The following is a 16,663-nucleotide window of genomic DNA, read 5'->3' as shown; positions in this document are numbered from 1 at the left end:
AGCGGGCGGGGGTCCGTGCCGCCGTGCCGGTGGGCTGCCCGGACGGAACCGCGGCGGGCCCCGTCGCGGACACGGCACCGGGGTCCACCCCGACCTCGCCCTGACCGTGGGTCTCGCCCCGACCGCACCCCGCGGGAAGTTGTTGGCGTGTTGTCAGTAACACTCCCGGGTCGTAGGGTGGTCGGTATGACCAGCACCGCCCAGGCCGTCGAGACGTTCGACTCCCTCGACCCCGCCACCGACGCCGTTGTCGGGACCCATCCGGTGCACAGCGCCGACGACGTGAACGCGGCCGTGTCCCGCGCCCGCGAGGCCGCCGGATGGTGGGACTCGCTGGGCTTCGCGGGGCGTGCCGAGCGCCTGCGCCGGTGGAAGGGTGTCGTCGCCCGCCGCATGGACGAACTGTGCGCGGTCGTCAGCGCCGAGACCGGCAAGCCCGCGGGCGACGCCCAGCTCGAGGTGGTGCTGGCCGTCGAGCACATCGAGTGGGCCGCCCGGAACGCGCGCAAGGTGCTCGGGCGGCAGCGCCGTTCCCCCGGACTGCTGATGTCGAACCAGGCGGCGACCGTGGAGTACCAGCCGCTCGGGGTGGTCGGCGTCATCGGCCCGTGGAACTATCCGGTGTTCACGCCGCTGGGCTCGATCAGCTACGCCCTCGCGGCGGGGAACGCCGTGGTCTTCAAGCCCAGCGAGTACACCCCCGGGGTGGGCCGGTGGCTGGTGGACGCCTTCGCCGAGGCGGTCCCCGAGTACCCGGTGTTCGACCTGATCACCGGCTTCGGCGCCACCGGTGCGGCCCTCACCCGCGCGGACGTGGACAAGATCGCCTTCACCGGGTCGGCCGAGACCGGCAAAAAGATCATGGCCACCGCCGCGGAGCGGCTCACGCCGGTCATCATCGAGGCGGGCGGGAAGGACCCGCTGCTGGTCGACGCGGACGCCGACCTGGACGCCGCGGCCGACGCGGCCGTGTGGGGCGCGTTCTCCAACGCGGGGCAGACCTGCGTGGGCGTCGAGCGGGTGTACGCGCACACCGACATCCACGAGGCGCTCGTGGACAAGGTCGTGGAACGGGCGAAGAAGGTCGAGCCGGGTTCGGACTACGGCCCGATGACCATGCCCGCGCAGCTCGACGTGGTGCGTTCACACATCACCGACGCCCTCGCCCGGGGCGGGCGGGCCCTGCTCGGCGGGACGGACGCCGTGGGGGAGCGCTACGTGCGCCCGACCGTGCTGGTGGACGTGCCCGACCACTCCGAGGCGGTGTGCCGGGAGACCTTCGGCCCGACCGTCACGATCACCCGCGTCGCGGATATGGACGAGGCCGTCGACAAGGCGAACGACTCGACCTACGGCCTCGGCTCCACGGTGTTCTCCAAGCGCCGGGGGACGGAGCTGGCCCGCAGACTCCGCACCGGGCAGACCGCGATCAACGCGCCGTTGTCCTTCGCGGGCATCGCGTCCCTGCCGTTCGGCGGCATCGGCGACTCCGGCTTCGGCCGGATCCACGGGCCCGAGGGGTTGCGCGAGTTCGCCCGCCCGAAGTCGATCGCGCGCCAACGCTTCCCCACGCCGGTCGCCCTGACCACCTTCGCCCGCACCCGCAAGACCGAGGACGCCATCCGCAAACTCGTCACCCGCCTGCACGGCCGCCGCTGACCGCCGCCGGCCCGGGTGTGTCGTGAGGGGCACTGTCCCTGCACTCAACGCAGGGAAAGTGCCCCTCACTGCGTCCGGCGCAGGAAAAGTGCCCTTCACGGTCACCTGCGCGGCCACGCACGGTCGCGCCGGCAGCCGGGCGCTCGGCCGATCCGGGGAAATCGATACGGACGGGGTGTGCGGGGCAACGTGGGTCTCCTCCTGCGCGTCTACCGATGTGAGAGCCGGGTGAAGAAGGCGGCCCGGGGGCCGAGGGGTGTCGGGGGCTCCTCGGCCTCTGGGTTACGCTCGATGCGCATCGACTGCGTCAAATCGAGGAGCAGCCTGTCGTGGCCCGAGTAGTCGTCGACGTCATGCCCAAACCCGAGATTCTCGACCCGCAAGGCCAGGCGGTCGCCGGTGCGCTCGGACGCCTCGGCTTCGACGGCGTGGGCGGGGTCCGCCAGGGCAAACACTTCGAGCTGGAAGTCGACGACGACGTCGACGACGAGACCCTGTCCCGGATCGCCGAGGGGTTCCTGGCGAACCCGGTGATCGAGGAGTGGACCGTGCGGAGGGTCGAGGCGTGAGTGCGCGCATCGGCGTCATCACCTTCCCCGGCACGCTGGACGACGTGGACGCCTCCCGCGCGGTGACCCGGTCCGGCGCGGAGGCGGTGCCGTTGTGGCACGCCGACGCCGATCTGCGGGGTGTGGACGCCGTGGTGGTGCCGGGTGGCTTCTCCTACGGCGACTACCTGCGGTGCGGTGCGATCGCGCGGTTCGCCCCGGTGATGGGCCCGGTCGTGGAGGCCGCGGGCCGCGGGATGCCGGTGCTGGGTATCTGCAACGGCTTCCAGATCCTGTGCGAGGCGGGCCTGCTGCCGGGTGCGCTGGTGCGCAACGAGAAGCTGCACTTCGTCTGCCGGGACCAGTGGCTGCGGGTGGAGGACACCACGTCGGTGTGGAGCACCCGGTACGAACCCGGCGCCGAGATCCTCGTCCCGCTCAAGTCCGGTGAGGGCCGCTACGTCGCCGACGAGGCGACGTTGGACGAGCTGGAAGGGGACGGCCGCGTGGTGTTCCGCTACGTCGACGAGAACCCCAACGGCTCGCGCCGGGACATCGCCGGCATCCGGAGTGCCGACGGGCGGGTGTTCGGCCTCATGCCGCACCCCGAACACGCCATCGACGCCCTCACCGGTCCGTCCGACGACGGTCTCGGGGTGTTCTACTCCGCGCTCGACGCGCTCGGGCGGACGCCCGCGTCGGTGGCCTGACCCGCATCGATCCCCTACCCGCCCGACTAGGCTGGACACCGTGGCAGCACCCGAGACCGACCCCGCACCCGTGACCCCCGACACCCCCGACACCACCGCGCACGCCGAGCGGACCCCGGATCTGGCTCAGCCGTACCGGGAACTCGGCCTGGCCGACGACGAGTACGAGCGCATCCGCGGCATCCTCGGGCGCAGGCCCACCGAGGCCGAGCTGGCCATGTACTCGGTGATGTGGAGCGAGCACTGCTCGTACAAGTCGTCGAAGCGGCATCTGGCCTACTTCGGTGAGACCACCACGGCGGAGATGCGCGCGAAGATGCTCGCCGGGATCGGTGAGAACGCGGGCGTGGTGGACGTCGGGGACGGCTGGGCGGTCACGTTCAAGGTGGAGAGCCACAACCATCCGTCCTATGTGGAGCCGTATCAGGGTGCGGCCACGGGCGTCGGCGGCATCGTGCGCGACATCCTCGCGATGGGGGCGCGGCCGCTCGCGGTGGCCGACCCGTTGCGGTTCGGGCCCGCCGAGGCCGCCGACACCCGCCGGGTGCTGCCGGGGGTGGTCGCGGGCATCGCCGGCTACGGCAACTGCCTCGGCCTGCCCAACGTCGGCGGCGAGGTCGTGTTCGACGAGAGCTACGCGGGCAACCCGCTGGTGAACGCGCTCTGCGTGGGCGCCATGCGCACCGAGAACCTGCACCTGGCGCACGCCTCGGGAACCGGCAACAAGATCATCCTGTTCGGTGCGCGGACCGGGCTCGACGGCATCGGCGGGGTGTCGGTGCTGGCCAGCGACACGTTCTCGGGTGCGGAGAGCGCGGGCGGGCGGAAGAAGCTGCCGAGCGTGCAGGTCGGTGACCCGTTCACCGAGAAGGTCCTCATCGAGTGCAGTCTCGAACTGTTCGACAAGCGCCTCGTCGTGGGCATCCAGGATCTCGGGGGCGCGGGCCTGTCCTGCGCGACCTCGGAACTGGCCGCGGCCGGCGACGGCGGGATGCGCGTCGACCTCGACCGGGTTCCGCTGCGCGCCGAGGGCATGACCCCGGCCGAGATCCTGTCCAGCGAGTCCCAGGAGCGCATGTGCGCCGTGGTCCGTCCGGACGATGTGGACGACTTCATGGCGGTGTGCCGGAAGTGGGACGTGCTCGCGACCGAGATCGGTGAGGTCACCGACGGCGACAACCTGGTGGTGCGCTGGCACGGCGAGACGGTGGTGGACGTGCCGCCGCGCACCGTCGCCCACCAGGGCCCGGTCTACGACCGCCCGTACGCGCGGCCCGCGGAGCAGGACGACATCCAAGCGAACACCCCGGACCGGCTCCCGCGTCCGTCCACTCCGGACGAGCTGCGGGACACCCTGCTGCGGATGGTGTCGTCGCCGGAGCTGGCCTCCCGGGAGTGGGTCACCCAGCAGTACGACCGCTATGTGCGCGGCAACACCGTGCTGGCGCAGCCGTCGGACTCCGGGGTGGTCCGGATCGACGAGTCGACCGGCCGCGGGATCGCGGTCGCCACGGACTGCAACAGCCGGTTCGTCCACCTCGACCCGTACACCGGGACCCGGCTCGCGCTGGCCGAGGCGTACCGCAACGTCGCCACCAGCGGTGCGATGCCGACCGCGGTGTCGAACTGCCTCAACTTCGGTTCCCCGCACGACCCGGGCGTGATGTGGCAGTTCGAGCGGGCCGTGCACGGCCTCGCGGACGGCTGCGCCGAGCTCGAGGTGCCGGTGACCGGCGGCAACGTCAGCTTCTACAACCAGACCGGCGACCGCGCGATCCTGCCCACCCCGGTGGTCGGCGTGCTCGGTGTGCTGGACGACGTCGGGCGGCGCATCCCCACCGGGATCGGCAACGAGGCGGGCGAGAGCCTGCTGCTGCTCGGCGACACCCGGGACGAGTTCGGCGGGTCGGCGTGGGCGAGGATCGTGCACGGCCACCTCGGCGGCACGCCGCCGGTCCCGGATCTGGAGCGGGAGCGGCTGCTGGCCGAGATCCTGCTCGCGGGCTCCCGCGACGGGATGCTCTCGGCGGCGCACGACCTCTCGGACGGGGGGCTGGCGCAGGCGGCCGTGGAGATGGCGTTGATCGGCCAGTGCGGCGCGCGTCTCGTGCTCGATCCGGACGCCGACCCCTTCGTGCAACTGTTCTCCGAGTCGGCGGGGCGCGCGCTCGTCGCGGTGCCGCGCAGCGAGGAGCTGCGGTTCACCGAGATGTGCTCCGCGCGGGGCCTGCCGTGGCGCAAGGCCGGTGTGGTCGACCCGGACTCCGGGGCGTTGGAGATCCAGGACGTGGCCAGCTTCGGCCTCGACGAGCTGCGCGCGGCCTGGGAGGGTGCGCTCCCGGCGCTGTTCGAGGGCTGACCGTCGCCCCGGTCGACCGGGCCCGCCCGCGGCGGCGGGCACCGGTCACTGCAACATCAGCGAGGTGACGCAGTACGCCCCGCCGAGTTCCTGCATGCTGAGGCTGCCGTTGACCGCCGACCCGGCCGCGGTTCCGCTGAGCACCGCGGAGTAGACGTCCTGGGCGTTCACCTCGGTTTTCAGCACCCCGTCGACGGCCAGTGCGGAATTGCCGAGCGCGCGGTTGACGGCGTCCTCGGACATGGTCCGGGCGCCCTGGCAGAACAGGTTCGTCACCGTCGCACCGTCCCCCGTGTTCAGCGCCGCGACGAACTCCTCGGCGAGGGACCGGATCTCGGCGTCCGGATCGGCCGTGCCGTCGTCCCCGGCCGCTCCGGAATCCCCGGGCGACTCGGTGGCCCCGGAACCGGGTTCCGGAGTGTCGGTGTCCCCGGGGTCGCCGGTGCCGTCCGTCTCGTCGACGCTCCAGTCGTACTGCAGCGTCATCCCGTGCAGGCACCACTGTCCGTCCGCGCGGGCGAGGACGGTGGTGAGGCCGATGTCCTGCTCGTAGTAGCGGCCCGTCGCCCGGAACGACGCCGTGCTCCCCGAGATCGCCACCTCGCCGAGGATCCGCACGTCGGCGAATCCGTGGCTGGTGACCAGGGCCTCGTCGACGCTGTCGGTGGCGCCCGGGCAGGCCATCGCCGTCAGGGTGGTGCCGACACCGTCGTTCAGGGACTGCACGACATGGCGGCTCACCCGTGCCGCGTCGCGGCGCTCCGCCGCGGTCGCCTCGTCGGGTCCGGGGCCGAGGAAGAAACCCGGCGCGGCGAAACCGGTGACGAGCACCGTGACGAGCGCCCCCGCCACGGCGGACAGCGCACTCCACAGTGCCGTCCGCGCCCCGGACCGTCCCGACGGGCCGGGCGGGACCTCGGATGGAGCGCCGGGCGGGACCACCTGCGGTGCGGGGCCGGACCACGGATACGGGACGTACGGGGCATCGCCTGCTCCCCAGGAACCGGTCGGGGACGGTTGCGCTCCGGTGTCCGGGCCGTATGCACCCGGGGCGGGCGGTGCCGGTGAGGCCGGGCCCCCGGGTTCCTGCGTCTCGGCGGTTCCCTCCGTCCCGGCGGTTCCCTCCGTCCCGGTTGTCTCCGGCTCGCTCCCTGCGGTGCCGGTCCTCGCCGGTCCGGAGGGAATCGGGTCGTCAGCGCCGTACTGCGGGGTGTCCTGTGCGTTCCGGTCCGATCCGGATCCGTCCGGGTCAGCTGGTCGGGTCATGCGCGCGGCCTCCTGCCGAGGGAGTGGTCCCCGGCGGTGTCGTGTTGTTCAGAACAGGGTGAAGGTGCTGACGCAGAGCTCGCCCCGCATGTCGACGATCGAGAGCAGCCCCGAGGTCCCGCTCCCGTCCAGCGTGCCGCGTACGTCGTACAGATGGACGGTGGCGACGTCGTCCTCCCGCGGTTCGCCGGAGGGCGTGGCGGTGAGTTCGGCGGAGCCGTTCACGACGGCGCTGACATGTTCCTCGCTCAGCGACGTGGTGTTCGGACAGAAGTGGCCCAGGGCCGCGTCGCCGTCCCCGCTGTGCAGGGCGCCGAGGAAACGTTCCGCGAGTTGGCCCGCCTCGCCGCTCGCGGCCGGAGCGGGATCGCCGTCCCCGCCCGGCGTCTCCTCCACGCCGGGGAAGGCGGGGCTGCTCAAGGTGGGTTCGGTGGGTTCGGTGCTCGTTCCGGTGCCGCCGCTGTGGTCGTCGCGGGCGGCCGTCGCGGTGGTGTCGTCCTCCTCGTCCCCGAGCAGGAATCCGGGCACCGCGAGGCCGGTGATCAGGAACGCGACGACCGCCACCACCGCGGCCGAAAGGCCGATCCACAAACCGGTCCTGTTCTTGCCTCCGGGAGGTCGCCCACCGAACCCACCGTCGCCGGGCTGACCGTATCCGGGATGCCCGTAGCCGGGCTGGTGTCCGTACCAACCCTGCTGGTCGGCGAACTGGCCGCCGTACCGGTCCCCGTACGAACCCCCGTACTGCCCGTACGGGTCCTGCTGCGGCGGTGGGCCCGCCGGGGGTGGGTACTGGCCGCCCTGCTGGGGGAACCCGCCGGAAGCGGGGAAGCCGGATTGGTCGTACGGGTTCGGCTGATGTCCGTACGGTGGCTGCCCGGGTTGCGGTGGGTACGTCATGACCTTCTCGCCTTCCGTGGGGCGGCGCCCCGGTATGCGGTTCCGGATGTCGGACGCACGTCCGGGAGGCACCGGGTCCCCCAGACCACGTGACCCGTGGCATTGTGCCGGATCACCACGACACCGTGGCGGGAGGGAACCGGGATCGGGCCGTTGCGCAGCGTGGCCGCACCGGCCCGCGGGGCGAGGCCGCGGGCCGTGGACCGCCGATCAGCCCATGGCGAGCATGCGTAACCGGTCGTGGGCGCCGTTGAACACGTTCTGGTCGATCGGGCTGGAGGTGTACTGCCAGAAGGTGTGGTATTCCCAGTCGTACGGGAGCTCGCCGACCGACGAATCGTAGCGGGCGACCCACAGGGGCACGGTGTCGGCGAAGCTCTGCGCGGTGCCCACGCACTGCTTCCACCAGCTGGTCGACGTGTAGATCACCGGATGCCGCCCGGTGCGGGCGTGGTAGGTGTTGTGGAACTCGCGGATCCAGGCGGCCATCGCGTCGTGGTCCTTGCCGTAACAGGTGGCTCCGTACGGGTTGTACTCCAGATCAACGGCCCCGGGAAGGGTCTGCCCGTCCGCGGACCAGCCGCCGCCGTGCGAGACGAAGTAGTCCGCCTGCGCCGCGCCGGACGAGCGGTCCGGCAGTGCGAAGTGGTAGGCGCCGCGGATCATGCCGACGTCGTAGGAACCGTCGTACTGCTGGTCGAAGTACGGGTTGGTGTAGCCGGTGCCCTCGGTCGCCTTGACGTAGGCGAACCTCTTGCCCTCGTCCCACCAGTGTGCCCAGTCGACCTCGCCCTGCCAGCTGCTGACGTCGATGCCGTCGACCGTCGCGGTCGCCGGGCCGCCGTCGGAGTTCGATCCCCGGGGCTCGCGTGCCCGTTCCCGCGACCTTGCGGTCGAGTGGTCCCCTTCGACCCGGGCGATCTGCGAGCCCATCGCATGACCGTGCCGTTCCGGGGCACCCTCGTCCGGATCCGGTCCGGCCGTGGCGGGGGTGTGGCCCCCGAGCAGGACGGCGACCACCGGGACGACGAGTCCGAGGAGGAGACGGGACCGTCTCCCCCGTCGGGAGCCGGAGCCGGAGCCGGAGCCGGAGCCGGAGCCGGTGGCGGGTGCCGCGGGACGAACGAGCTGTCGCGTCGGGTGCGTGTCCATCCACCCACTGTGGTCGGCGGCAGGCCGGGAACGGTCCCGCCACACCGGGGGTGTCACCGTCCCGGGCGAGAGAAGACGCCCTGTGGGTGTCTCCCGGGTCCCCCGGGTCGGTGAGGCGCCGTCGCGGACGCGGGGGTTCAGCGGTCGTGGGCGAGCGCCAGCACCAGGTCGTGCGCGCTCACGACGGCCGTCGCGATGTCGTCCGGGTTGAGGACGAGGGGATGGCCCGCGAGCAGTTCGACCACATCCCGTCCGCGCACCGGCCGGGCGCAGAACCAGTCCCGCGGAGCCAGCGACCGGCTGGTGCAGGCCGGCACCACCACGTCACCCTCGGTGTCGTGGAAGCCGACCAGGGTGCGCTGGGTCGGGGAGTACGCGAAAACGTACAGCGTCGCGTCGAGCACCGCGGGTGCGAGGTCCTCCGCGGGGCGGTGTCCGGTCCGCACCAGTTGGAGCAGGTGCTCCAGGTCGCTCTCCGGGTCGGGGTAGCCCAGGGCACGGGGGGACGGCCGGTACCGGTCGTTGAAGTGGAAATCGTCCACGACCTCGCCGTGCGCATCGACCGGGTAGGCGCCGACGACGGCCCAGGAGGGCACGTTGCCCCGCGGGTCGAACGCCTCGTCGATCACGTACAGCCAGCTGTCCGGATTCGCTCTCGCGTTCGCCCGCATCTCTCGCGTGATCTCCGGCTTCCTGGTCGCCGTGGTCCTCTCGGGCACCAGGCGGTCTGCGTCGTCGCGACGGGCCATGCGCTTCCCCACGTCGTGCCGTGTACGGGCTTTGCGCATCCACCTTACTGTTGGAGCATGCCGAAATCACGGTCCGTCGACCCCGGCGAGTTGCGTGCGGCGGTGGCGGCCGTCGCCCCGTGGCTGGACGGACGGGGGGACGAGCCCGCCCGCGGCGACCTGGCCACCGCCGTACGGTTGAGCCTGCGCACCCTCGCCGGGGTGGCGCCGGGGCGCAGTGTCGAGGTGCGCGTGCCGCCGTACGCGGCGGTCCAGTGCGTGGCCGGGCCGAGGCACACCCGGGGCACCCCGCCCAACGTGGTGGAGACCGACGCCCGCACCTGGCTGGAGCTGGCGACCGGACGTCTGGAGTGGACGGAGGCGGTGGAGTCCGGGCGGGTCGACGTGTCCGGCGCCAGGGCCGCCGAGGTGGCACACCGGCTGCCGGTCGTGCGGGCCTGAGGCGAGCCGGGGGCGACCACGATGGCTTTGCCCACGGCGGTCCACGGTGTACTTTCGAGGATCGGACGGATTCCTCCGGTACGATTCACCGGCCGGACGACAGCTCGGGCGCGTCCGACGGATCAGCTCGGCGTTTCGGGAGTGGGGAATGGAAGGCGGCATGGCTGCGCACGACGACTCCGGGGCGGAACCGGGGACCGGGCCCACCGCGCGCCGGATGATCCTGGGTGCCCAGCTGCGCCGTCTGCGCGAGCGCGCGGACATCGCCCGTGCCGACGCCGGTTATCACATCCGGGCGTCCGAGTCGAAGATCAGCAGGCTCGAACTCGGCCGGGTCGGTTTCAAGGACCGCGACGTCCGGGACCTGCTCACCCTGTACGGGGTGGCCGACCCCGACGAGCGGGCCGTGTTCCTCGACATGGTCAAGGAGTCCAATCAACCGGGCTGGTGGCAGAAGTTCAACGACTACATGCCGCGCTGGTTCGACGACTTCGTCGGGCTGGAGGAGGCCGCGTCCCGGATCCAGACCTATGAGCTGCAGTTCGTCCCCGGCCTGTTGCAGACCGAGGACTACGCGCGTGCGGTGATCACCCACGGGCTCCCGGAGACGGCCAGTGCCGCCGCCGAGGGGCGGGTGGCGCTACGGATGCGGCGCCAGCGGCTGCTGTTCCGCCCGAACTCGCCCCGGCTGTGGGTCGTGCTGGACGAGTCGGTGCTGCACCGGCCCATCGGGGGCAGACGGGTACACCGGGCCCAGCTCGACCATCTGCTGGAAATGATCACTCTCCCGCACATCACCATCCAGGTGGTTCCCTACGAGCGCAGCGGGTACGCGGCCGAAGGGGCCTTCACGATGCTGCGCTTCGCCGAGCCCGAACTGCCGAACATCGGCTACATCGAGCACATCGCGGGCGGCATCTATCTGGACCGTCCGGACGAGATCGAGCTCGTCGGGCGCTCGCTCGACCGGCTGGCCGTGGACGCCGAGACCCCGGACCGCTCCCGGCAGATGTTGCTCAAGGTGCGCGCCGAGGCCTGAACCCGGGCGCGCCCCCACCCCGTCGCCACCGCGCTCGCCGAGGGCCACCGCGCTCGTCGCCACGGCGGACGCGGGCCGCCCCCGGTGTCCACAGTCACCCGGAAGGGCGGTTTGAGCTGCGCGGAGGTTGCCCGTTGTGATTCAGTTCACGCTGTGACGAAGACTTCGTGATCTCGCACCTGCACGTGCATCCACATCTGCACGGTCCCCGTGCTACCGTGCGTTGCAAGATCAACTGCACGTGCAGATGCATCCTCCAATGGTGTAAGTCGGGAAGGTGAGGATCATGGCGAGGACCGTCGACAACGGAATCTCCTCGGAGTCGCTCGCGGGCGTGGTGTGGCGCAAGAGCGCCTACAGCGGTGCGATGGGCAACTGCGTGGAGGTCGCCCCGCTGGGCAGTGGGGAGATCGCGATGCGCAACTCCCGTGATCCCCGCGGGCCCGCGCTCGTCTACACCAAGGCCGAGATCGCCGCGTTCCTCGCGGGCGTCAAGGACGGTGAGTTCGATGACCTCGCCGTCTGAGCTCTCCGGAACCGACGAGGCCGCCGAGGCGCGGCAGGTCGAGGAGATTCTCGGCCGGCTGATCGAACACGGCTACCGGTTCGTGCATCCCCGGGACGACAGCGGGGAGATCATGACGATCGTCGGTGTCCGCGCGCACGGTGCCGTGGTCGACGTCGTCCGCCTCGACGCGGAGGACGCGGTGAACGCCACCCGGATGCCGGTCGACGAGGCCGACATCCTCGCCCCCCGGACGGTCCTCTGGAGCCGGGACGGCGCGCTGGCCGAGGTGGTCGACGCCCTGCTGGCGCTGCCCGAGGTGCCGGACGGGACATCCGCCCCCCGCCGGTCCGGCGGCGCGCGGGGCTGCTGGGTGCCCGGTACCAGGGGGCGTGCCAAGTGGCTCGCCGCCACCCCGTGAACGGTGTGAGCGCGACATCACGCGAACGGGCCGCCCCCGGAGCACTACACTGACGGGGCGGCCCGTTCTCGTATGCAGGGGAGCCTTCCGGTGGAACAGCTCGAGGCCGAGCCTCGTGAGGAATGCGGTGTCTTCGGCGTCTGGGCGCCGGGTGAGGACGTCGCGAAACTGACCTACTACGGCCTCTACGCCCTGCAGCACCGGGGCCAGGAGGCCGCCGGCATCTCCGTCTCCGACGGGGACCGGATCGTCGTGTTCAAGGACCTGGGCCTGGTCAGCCAGGTCTTCGACGAACAGGTGCTCTCGTCGTTGCAGGGGCACGTGGCCGTGGGCCACTGCCGCTACTCGACCACCGGCGGTGGGAGCTGGGAGAACGCCCAGCCGACGTTCCGCACCACCGCCACCGGCACCGGGCTCGCCCTGGGGCACAACGGGAACCTGGTGAACACCCACGAGCTGCACGACCGGGCCCACGAGCGGGGCGTCGTCGAGCGCGGGGGCGCCACGACCGACTCCGACCTGATCTGCGGCCTGCTGGCGGAGGCGGCGGCGGACAAGGGTGTCGAGGCGGCGGCGCTCGACCTGCTGCCGACCGTGCGCGGGGCCTTCTGCCTGACCTTTTCCGACGAGAACACCCTCTACGCCGCCCGCGACCCGCACGGTGTGCGACCGCTCGTGCTCGGCAGGCTGGAGCGCGGGTGGGTCGTGGCCAGCGAGACCGCGGCCCTGGACATCGTGGGTGCCTCGTTCGTCCGGGAGGTCGAACCCGGCGAGCTGATCGCCATTGACGCGGGCGGTCTGCGGTCGGAGCGGTTCGCCGTGCCGGAGCCGAAGGGGTGCGTGTTCGAGTACGTCTACCTCGCCCGGCCGGACACCTCGATCGCCGGGCGCAGCGTGCACGCCACCCGGGTGGACATCGGCCGCAGACTGGCCGAGGAACACCCCGCCGACGCCGACCTGGTGATCCCCGTGCCCGAGTCCGGCACGCCCGCCGCCATCGGGTACGCCACCGCGTCGGGCATCCCGTACGGGTCCGGGCTGGTCAAGAACGGCTACGTGGGGCGCACCTTCATCGAGCCCTCGCAGACCATCCGGCAGCTCGGCATCCGGCTCAAACTGAACCCGCTGCGCGAGGTGATCCGGGGCAAGCGGTTGGTCGTGGTGGACGACTCGATCGTGCGCGGGAACACCCAGCGTGCTCTGGTGCGGATGCTGCGGGAGGCCGGGGCGCTGGAGGTGCACGTACGGATCGCCTCGCCCCCGGTGCGCTGGCCGTGCTTCTACGGGATCGACTTCGCCTCCCGGGCCGAGCTGGTCGCGAACGGGGCCGACGAGGACGGGATCCGGCGGGCGATCAGCGCGGACTCGCTCGGATACGTCTCCCTCGACGGTCTCGTGGCCGCCTCGGAACAGCCGTCGTCCCGGCTGTGCGCGGCGTGTTTCGACGGCGAGTACCCCATCCCGCTGCCCGAGGACGAACTGATCGGCAAGCACTTCCTGGAGAACCTCGGCGGCGGGGACCACACCGCCGCACCGGCTCGCACCGGGTCGGTGACCAGGGGCGACACCTCCTCCGAGGGGCCGGACCGCGCGGGGGACGTGGGATCGGCCCACACCGGGTCCGGGGAGTACGGTGCCGAGGATGCCGTCGGGCGCCCCTAGCCCGTTTTCGAAGTGAGGATGGAGTTCGCCTCGTGACCGAGCCCACGAGCGCCACGTACGCCGCAGCCGGGGTCGACATCGGCGCTGGTGACCAGGCCGTCGAGCTGCTCAAGCCGCACGCCGCCCGCGCGGGAAGGCCGGAGGTGGTCGGCGGGGTGGGTGGCTTCGCCGGTCTGTTCTCGCTGAAGGCTGGGCGCTGGCAGGAGCCGCTGCTCGCCTCGTCGACCGACGGCGTCGGCACCAAGATCGCCGTCGCGCAGGCGCTCGACAAGCACGACACCGTGGGGATCGACCTGGTGGCGATGGTGGTGGACGACCTGGTGGTCACCGGGGCGGAGCCGCTGTTCCTGCAGGACTACCTCGTGGTCGGCAAGGTGGTGCCGGAAAAGGTCGAAGCCCTCGTCTCCGGGATCGCCGAAGGGTGTGTGCAGGCCGGATGCGCCCTCCTCGGCGGTGAGACCGCCGAGCACCCCGGCATGATGGCCGAGGACGACTACGACCTGTCGGCGACCGGTATCGGCGTGGTCGAGGCGTCCGAGGTGCTGGGGCCCGACCAGGTGCGCCCGGGGGACGTCGTCATCGGGATGGGGTCGACCGGCCTGCACTCCAACGGCTACTCGCTCGCCCGGCACGTGCTGCTGGACGTCGCCCGGATGCCGCTGGACGGGCACGTGGAGGAGTTCGGCCGCACCCTCGGGGAGCAGTTGCTCGAACCCACCCGCGTCTACGCCCGGGACTGCCTCGCGCTGTCGGCCGAGGCCGACGTCCGTACCTTCGCGCACATCACCGGGGGCGGGCTGCAGGCGAATCTCGCGCGGGTCATGCCCGCCGGGCTGGTGGCCCACCTCGAACGGCACACGTGGACGCCCGACCCGGTGTTCGCGGTGATCGCCCGCCGCGGCCGGGTGGAACGCGCCGAAATGGAGCGCACGTTCAACATGGGGGTGGGCATGGTCGCCGTCGTCTCCCCGGAGGACGTGGACCGGGCGCTGGCCGTGCTCACTGCCCGCCACGTGCCCGCCTGGGTGCTCGGCGACGTGCGCCGTGCCGAGGACGACAACGAGCCGCGGGTGTCGCTCACCGGGGACCATCCCCGGTTCTGAGCACCGCGGGACCGAGGGCGGTGACGACGGTGGCGACCGGACGGGAGAGGGCGACCGGGGCGGACGGGATCCGGGTGACGGGCGGACTGCTGATCCCGGAGTCCGAGTTGTCCGAGCGCTTCTCCCGCTCGTCCGGCCCCGGTGGGCAGGGCGTGAACACCACGGAGTCCCGGGTGGAGCTGTCCTTCGACGTGGCGCGGTCGCCGGTCGTGCCGGAGGACCTGCGGGACCGCCTGCTGGCACGGCTCGGCCACCGGCTGACCGACGGGGTGCTCACGATCGCGGCGAGCGAACACCGCGCGCAGCGGCGGAACCGGCAGGCCGCGCGCAGGCGGCTGGCGGACGTGCTGCGGGAGGCCGCGGCCCCGCCGCCGCGGAAACGTCGCCCGACGAAGCCGTCCCAGGGCGCCCGGGAGCGCCGTCTGGCGGAGAAGAAACGTCGCTCGGAGATCAAGAGGACCAGGTCGGACGGGATCGACCGGGAGTAGCCGCCGACCGCGTCTCCGGTGTGCGGGATGCGGGTGATCTCGGTGACCGGGCGGTGCCGGTGTGTGCGGACACGGACTCACCGGTCCGTGGCGCAGGTACCGGTCCGGGACCGGGGACGGGACGTGGGACGCGAGGGTGGGCCCGGGCGGTGGGCGTCCGGGCCCACCCTCGCGCTCACGACCGTTCAGCGGCGGTAGTCGTCGTACCCGTCGTCGTACGGGTCCTCGTACCGGTCCTCGTCCTCGTGAGTGTCGTTCGACGAGTTGCTCGACAACTCACGTTGCAGTGCATCGAAGTCCGTGGGGGGAACGCTGTACTTGAGCTCCCGGGCCACTTTCGTCTGCTTGGCCTTAGCTCGGCCGCGCCCCATGGCTCGACCCCCTTGCACAGGGGCGGGGCGGCCGGGGGAAAACGGCGGCCCCGCGCGTCGTCTCGACTTACTTTCCTCGACACACCGTACCGTGCCGACGGGTGCTCATGCGACGTGGCACGGTGTGCGACGGCTGACAGTATCCCGTCGGCGGCGACGTGGACCAGCCGGTGCCCGTCCACCGGGGCTGACGTGTCACGATTCACGGGTGCTTCGTCCGTTCGCGGCCTACCTCCGGGTGTACGAACCGATCTCGGTGTTCGGTGACCCACCGGACGCGCAGTTCGCGCGGGCGGTGGAGACCGCCGACATGACACCGGGTGACGCGATCGCCCGTGAGCAGTGGCTCTGGCTCCGGTCGCAGTTGTCGACCCCCACCCGGGTGCTGCCCGCCGAGACCTCCGACGGTCGCCCGCTGCCCGGGCTGACCGACATCCTCGTCCTCGACCCCGCCGAGGTGCCGGTCGGGGACTACGAGGTCGAGCTGGGCACCGAGCCGCTCGTGTGCCCACTCGAGGTGCGGGCCCGGTCGGCGGCGGCCCTGACGGGCTTCCTCGACGACGCGCACCCCGCGCTCCGTGCGGCGGTGCTGGACGCGGGCGACGTCTCGGAGGAGGAGATGCGCGGGCACGCCGGCACCGCGTTGCGGGATCTGACCGGTTCCACGATGCACGTGCTGTCCACGACCTGGACGGTGCCGTTGCCCTGGTTCACCCTCGTCGACCCGGACGAGCGGCGCATCGTGCTCGGATCCGGGCCGGAGGACCCGAGCAGGGAGGTGTCCTGGCGGGTGGCGATGAGCGAGGCACGGCAGCGCGTCGCCGAGGCCGAGGAGCTGGTCTCCGAGGTCCTCGGCGACGAGGGGCCCGCCCGCATCCTCGCCGAGACCCGGCGTTGGCTGGCCAACTTCCACCCGAACTCGGCCGTGGAGCTGGACTACGGCGGCCTGGTGCAGCTGATCGAGGATCCGGTGCTGGCCACCGACACCTCGGCCGACGAGGTGCACGCGATTCTGGACGCGCTGCGCAGGGACTCCGTCGAGGAGGTCACCGAGGCGTTCGAGAACCTGCGGGACTACTGGGGCGAGCTGGCCTCGCGGGAGCGCTTCAACTGACGGTGTCTCCGGGCGGCTCCGCCGCCGTGTCGCCGGGCGGCTCCGCCGTCGTGTCCGGTACCAAACCCGATGCGGTCCGGAACTCGTCGCTGACGCGCAGCTCCCCGACGTCGTCGCCACCGCCCAGCACCAGGCCCCGGCCGCGGCCGAGGCTCGCGAGCACCGCCGCGCCGGCG

General features: G+C 72.0%; 17 protein-coding genes and 1 pseudogene. 12 read left to right on the top strand and 6 right to left on the bottom strand.

The window, feature by feature from the left end:
• The first annotated feature begins 186 nt into the window (after positions 1-186).
• From SACPADRAFT_RS0211995 to purL, 4 genes are all read left to right on the top strand, one after another.
• Positions 187-1,659, top strand: a complete 1,473-nt coding sequence (locus SACPADRAFT_RS0211995; protein ID WP_007024325.1) for an aldehyde dehydrogenase family protein — start codon at positions 187-189, stop codon at positions 1,657-1,659.
• 329 nt (positions 1,660-1,988) lie between these two features.
• Positions 1,989-2,228, top strand: a complete 240-nt coding sequence (gene purS / locus SACPADRAFT_RS0211990) for a phosphoribosylformylglycinamidine synthase subunit PurS (RefSeq protein WP_007024326.1) — start codon at positions 1,989-1,991, stop codon at positions 2,226-2,228.
• A complete protein-coding gene (purQ, locus tag SACPADRAFT_RS0211985; protein WP_007024327.1) occupies positions 2,225-2,917 on the top strand; it encodes a phosphoribosylformylglycinamidine synthase subunit PurQ in 693 nt (230 codons plus the stop codon). The genes purS and purQ overlap by 4 nt, the downstream gene beginning before the upstream one ends.
• Before the next feature lie 40 nt (positions 2,918-2,957).
• The gene (purL, locus tag SACPADRAFT_RS27305) at positions 2,958-5,276 is read left to right on the top strand and encodes a phosphoribosylformylglycinamidine synthase subunit PurL (RefSeq protein ID WP_007024328.1); all 2,319 of its coding nucleotides are present in this window, start codon (positions 2,958-2,960) and stop codon (positions 5,274-5,276) included.
• A gap of 45 nt (positions 5,277-5,321) precedes the next feature.
• Here purL and SACPADRAFT_RS0211975 read toward each other — a convergent pair whose 3' ends face one another.
• The 4 genes from SACPADRAFT_RS0211975 to SACPADRAFT_RS0211960 form a co-directional block, all read right to left on the bottom strand.
• Positions 5,322-6,128 (bottom strand): hypothetical protein, encoded by an 807-nt coding sequence (locus SACPADRAFT_RS0211975; protein WP_028662418.1) that lies wholly within the window; start codon positions 6,126-6,128, stop codon positions 5,322-5,324.
• Positions 6,129-6,590: 462 nt separating this feature from the next.
• On the bottom strand, positions 6,591-7,442 hold the full coding sequence (locus tag SACPADRAFT_RS29900; RefSeq protein WP_007024330.1) for a hypothetical protein: 852 nt from the start codon (positions 7,440-7,442) through the stop codon (positions 6,591-6,593).
• A 210-nt stretch (positions 7,443-7,652) separates the two neighbouring features.
• A complete protein-coding gene (locus SACPADRAFT_RS0211965) occupies positions 7,653-8,462 on the bottom strand; it encodes a lysozyme (protein WP_007024331.1) in 810 nt (269 codons plus the stop codon).
• 269 nt (positions 8,463-8,731) lie between these two features.
• A complete protein-coding gene (locus SACPADRAFT_RS0211960; protein WP_028662417.1) occupies positions 8,732-9,343 on the bottom strand; it encodes a type VII secretion system-associated protein in 612 nt (203 codons plus the stop codon).
• A 57-nt stretch (positions 9,344-9,400) separates the two neighbouring features.
• On the opposite strand from SACPADRAFT_RS0211960, the gene SACPADRAFT_RS0211955 reads away from it, so the two are divergent.
• From SACPADRAFT_RS0211955 to arfB, 7 genes are all read left to right on the top strand, one after another.
• Positions 9,401-9,784, top strand: a complete 384-nt coding sequence (locus SACPADRAFT_RS0211955) for a sterol carrier family protein (RefSeq protein ID WP_007024333.1) — start codon at positions 9,401-9,403, stop codon at positions 9,782-9,784.
• A 160-nt stretch (positions 9,785-9,944) separates the two neighbouring features.
• Entirely contained in the window at positions 9,945-10,823 is an 879-nt protein-coding gene (locus SACPADRAFT_RS0211950) for a helix-turn-helix domain-containing protein (protein ID WP_028662416.1), read from the top strand.
• A gap of 286 nt (positions 10,824-11,109) precedes the next feature.
• Entirely contained in the window at positions 11,110-11,349 is a 240-nt protein-coding gene (locus tag SACPADRAFT_RS0211945) for a DUF397 domain-containing protein (protein WP_007024335.1), read from the top strand.
• Positions 11,333-11,749 carry a hypothetical protein gene (locus SACPADRAFT_RS0211940; RefSeq protein WP_007024336.1) on the top strand — a complete coding sequence of 139 codons (417 nt, stop codon included), beginning with the start codon at positions 11,333-11,335 and terminating at the stop codon, positions 11,747-11,749. The genes SACPADRAFT_RS0211945 and SACPADRAFT_RS0211940 overlap by 17 nt, the downstream gene beginning before the upstream one ends.
• A 72-nt stretch (positions 11,750-11,821) precedes the next feature.
• Positions 11,822-13,411 carry an amidophosphoribosyltransferase gene (gene purF / locus SACPADRAFT_RS0211935; protein ID WP_040924269.1) on the top strand — a complete coding sequence of 530 codons (1,590 nt, stop codon included), beginning with the start codon at positions 11,822-11,824 and terminating at the stop codon, positions 13,409-13,411.
• Between the two features lie 32 nt (positions 13,412-13,443).
• Positions 13,444-14,514, top strand: coding sequence for a phosphoribosylformylglycinamidine cyclo-ligase (purM, locus tag SACPADRAFT_RS0211930; protein ID WP_007024338.1), 1,071 nt, complete (start codon positions 13,444-13,446; stop codon positions 14,512-14,514).
• Between the two features lie 68 nt (positions 14,515-14,582).
• Entirely contained in the window at positions 14,583-15,002 is a 420-nt protein-coding gene (gene arfB, locus SACPADRAFT_RS0211925) for an alternative ribosome rescue aminoacyl-tRNA hydrolase ArfB (protein ID WP_028662415.1), read from the top strand.
• Positions 15,003-15,187: 185 nt separating this feature from the next.
• On the opposite strand, the gene SACPADRAFT_RS0211920 is transcribed toward arfB, so the two are convergent.
• On the bottom strand, positions 15,188-15,373 hold the full coding sequence (locus SACPADRAFT_RS0211920) for a DUF3073 domain-containing protein (protein WP_007024340.1): 186 nt from the start codon (positions 15,371-15,373) through the stop codon (positions 15,188-15,190).
• A gap of 208 nt (positions 15,374-15,581) precedes the next feature.
• Between SACPADRAFT_RS0211920 and SACPADRAFT_RS0211915 the strand changes: the two genes are divergently transcribed.
• Positions 15,582-16,487 carry a DUF8083 family protein gene (locus tag SACPADRAFT_RS0211915; RefSeq protein ID WP_007024341.1) on the top strand — a complete coding sequence of 302 codons (906 nt, stop codon included), beginning with the start codon at positions 15,582-15,584 and terminating at the stop codon, positions 16,485-16,487.
• Here the strand turns inward: SACPADRAFT_RS0211915 and SACPADRAFT_RS33895 are convergent.
• Positions 16,480-16,663 (bottom strand): annotated as a pseudogene (locus SACPADRAFT_RS33895) (hypothetical protein); the annotation flags it as partial. The gene SACPADRAFT_RS0211915 and the pseudogene SACPADRAFT_RS33895 overlap by 8 nt on opposite strands.

Origin of the sequence: Saccharomonospora iraqiensis subsp. paurometabolica YIM 90007 (genome assembly GCF_000231035.2) — a bacterium.
Taxonomy (GTDB): domain Bacteria; phylum Actinomycetota; class Actinomycetes; order Mycobacteriales; family Pseudonocardiaceae; genus Saccharomonospora; species Saccharomonospora paurometabolica.
This window is presented reverse-complemented; position numbering and strand designations above follow the sequence as displayed.

Bases quoted from the DNA above. Each gene is read 5' to 3' on its own strand.
- SACPADRAFT_RS0211955 (WP_007024333.1), top strand. From the start codon at position 9,401: ATGCCGAAATCACGGTCCGTCGACCCCGGCGAGTTGCGTGCGGCGGTG.
- SACPADRAFT_RS0211940 (WP_007024336.1), top strand. From the start codon at position 11,333: ATGACCTCGCCGTCTGAGCTCTCCGGAACCGACGAGGCCGCCGAGGCG.
- purF (WP_040924269.1), top strand. From the start codon at position 11,822: ATGCAGGGGAGCCTTCCGGTGGAACAGCTCGAGGCCGAGCCTCGTGAG.
- SACPADRAFT_RS0211960 (WP_028662417.1), bottom strand. From the start codon at position 9,343: ATGGCCCGTCGCGACGACGCAGACCGCCTGGTGCCCGAGAGGACCACG.
- SACPADRAFT_RS0211950 (WP_028662416.1), top strand. From the start codon at position 9,945: ATGGCTGCGCACGACGACTCCGGGGCGGAACCGGGGACCGGGCCCACC.
- SACPADRAFT_RS0211945 (WP_007024335.1), top strand. From the start codon at position 11,110: ATGGCGAGGACCGTCGACAACGGAATCTCCTCGGAGTCGCTCGCGGGC.
- SACPADRAFT_RS0211995 (WP_007024325.1), top strand. From the start codon at position 187: ATGACCAGCACCGCCCAGGCCGTCGAGACGTTCGACTCCCTCGACCCC.
- SACPADRAFT_RS29900 (WP_007024330.1), bottom strand. From the start codon at position 7,442: ATGACGTACCCACCGCAACCCGGGCAGCCACCGTACGGACATCAGCCG.
- SACPADRAFT_RS0211920 (WP_007024340.1), bottom strand. From the start codon at position 15,373: ATGGGGCGCGGCCGAGCTAAGGCCAAGCAGACGAAAGTGGCCCGGGAG.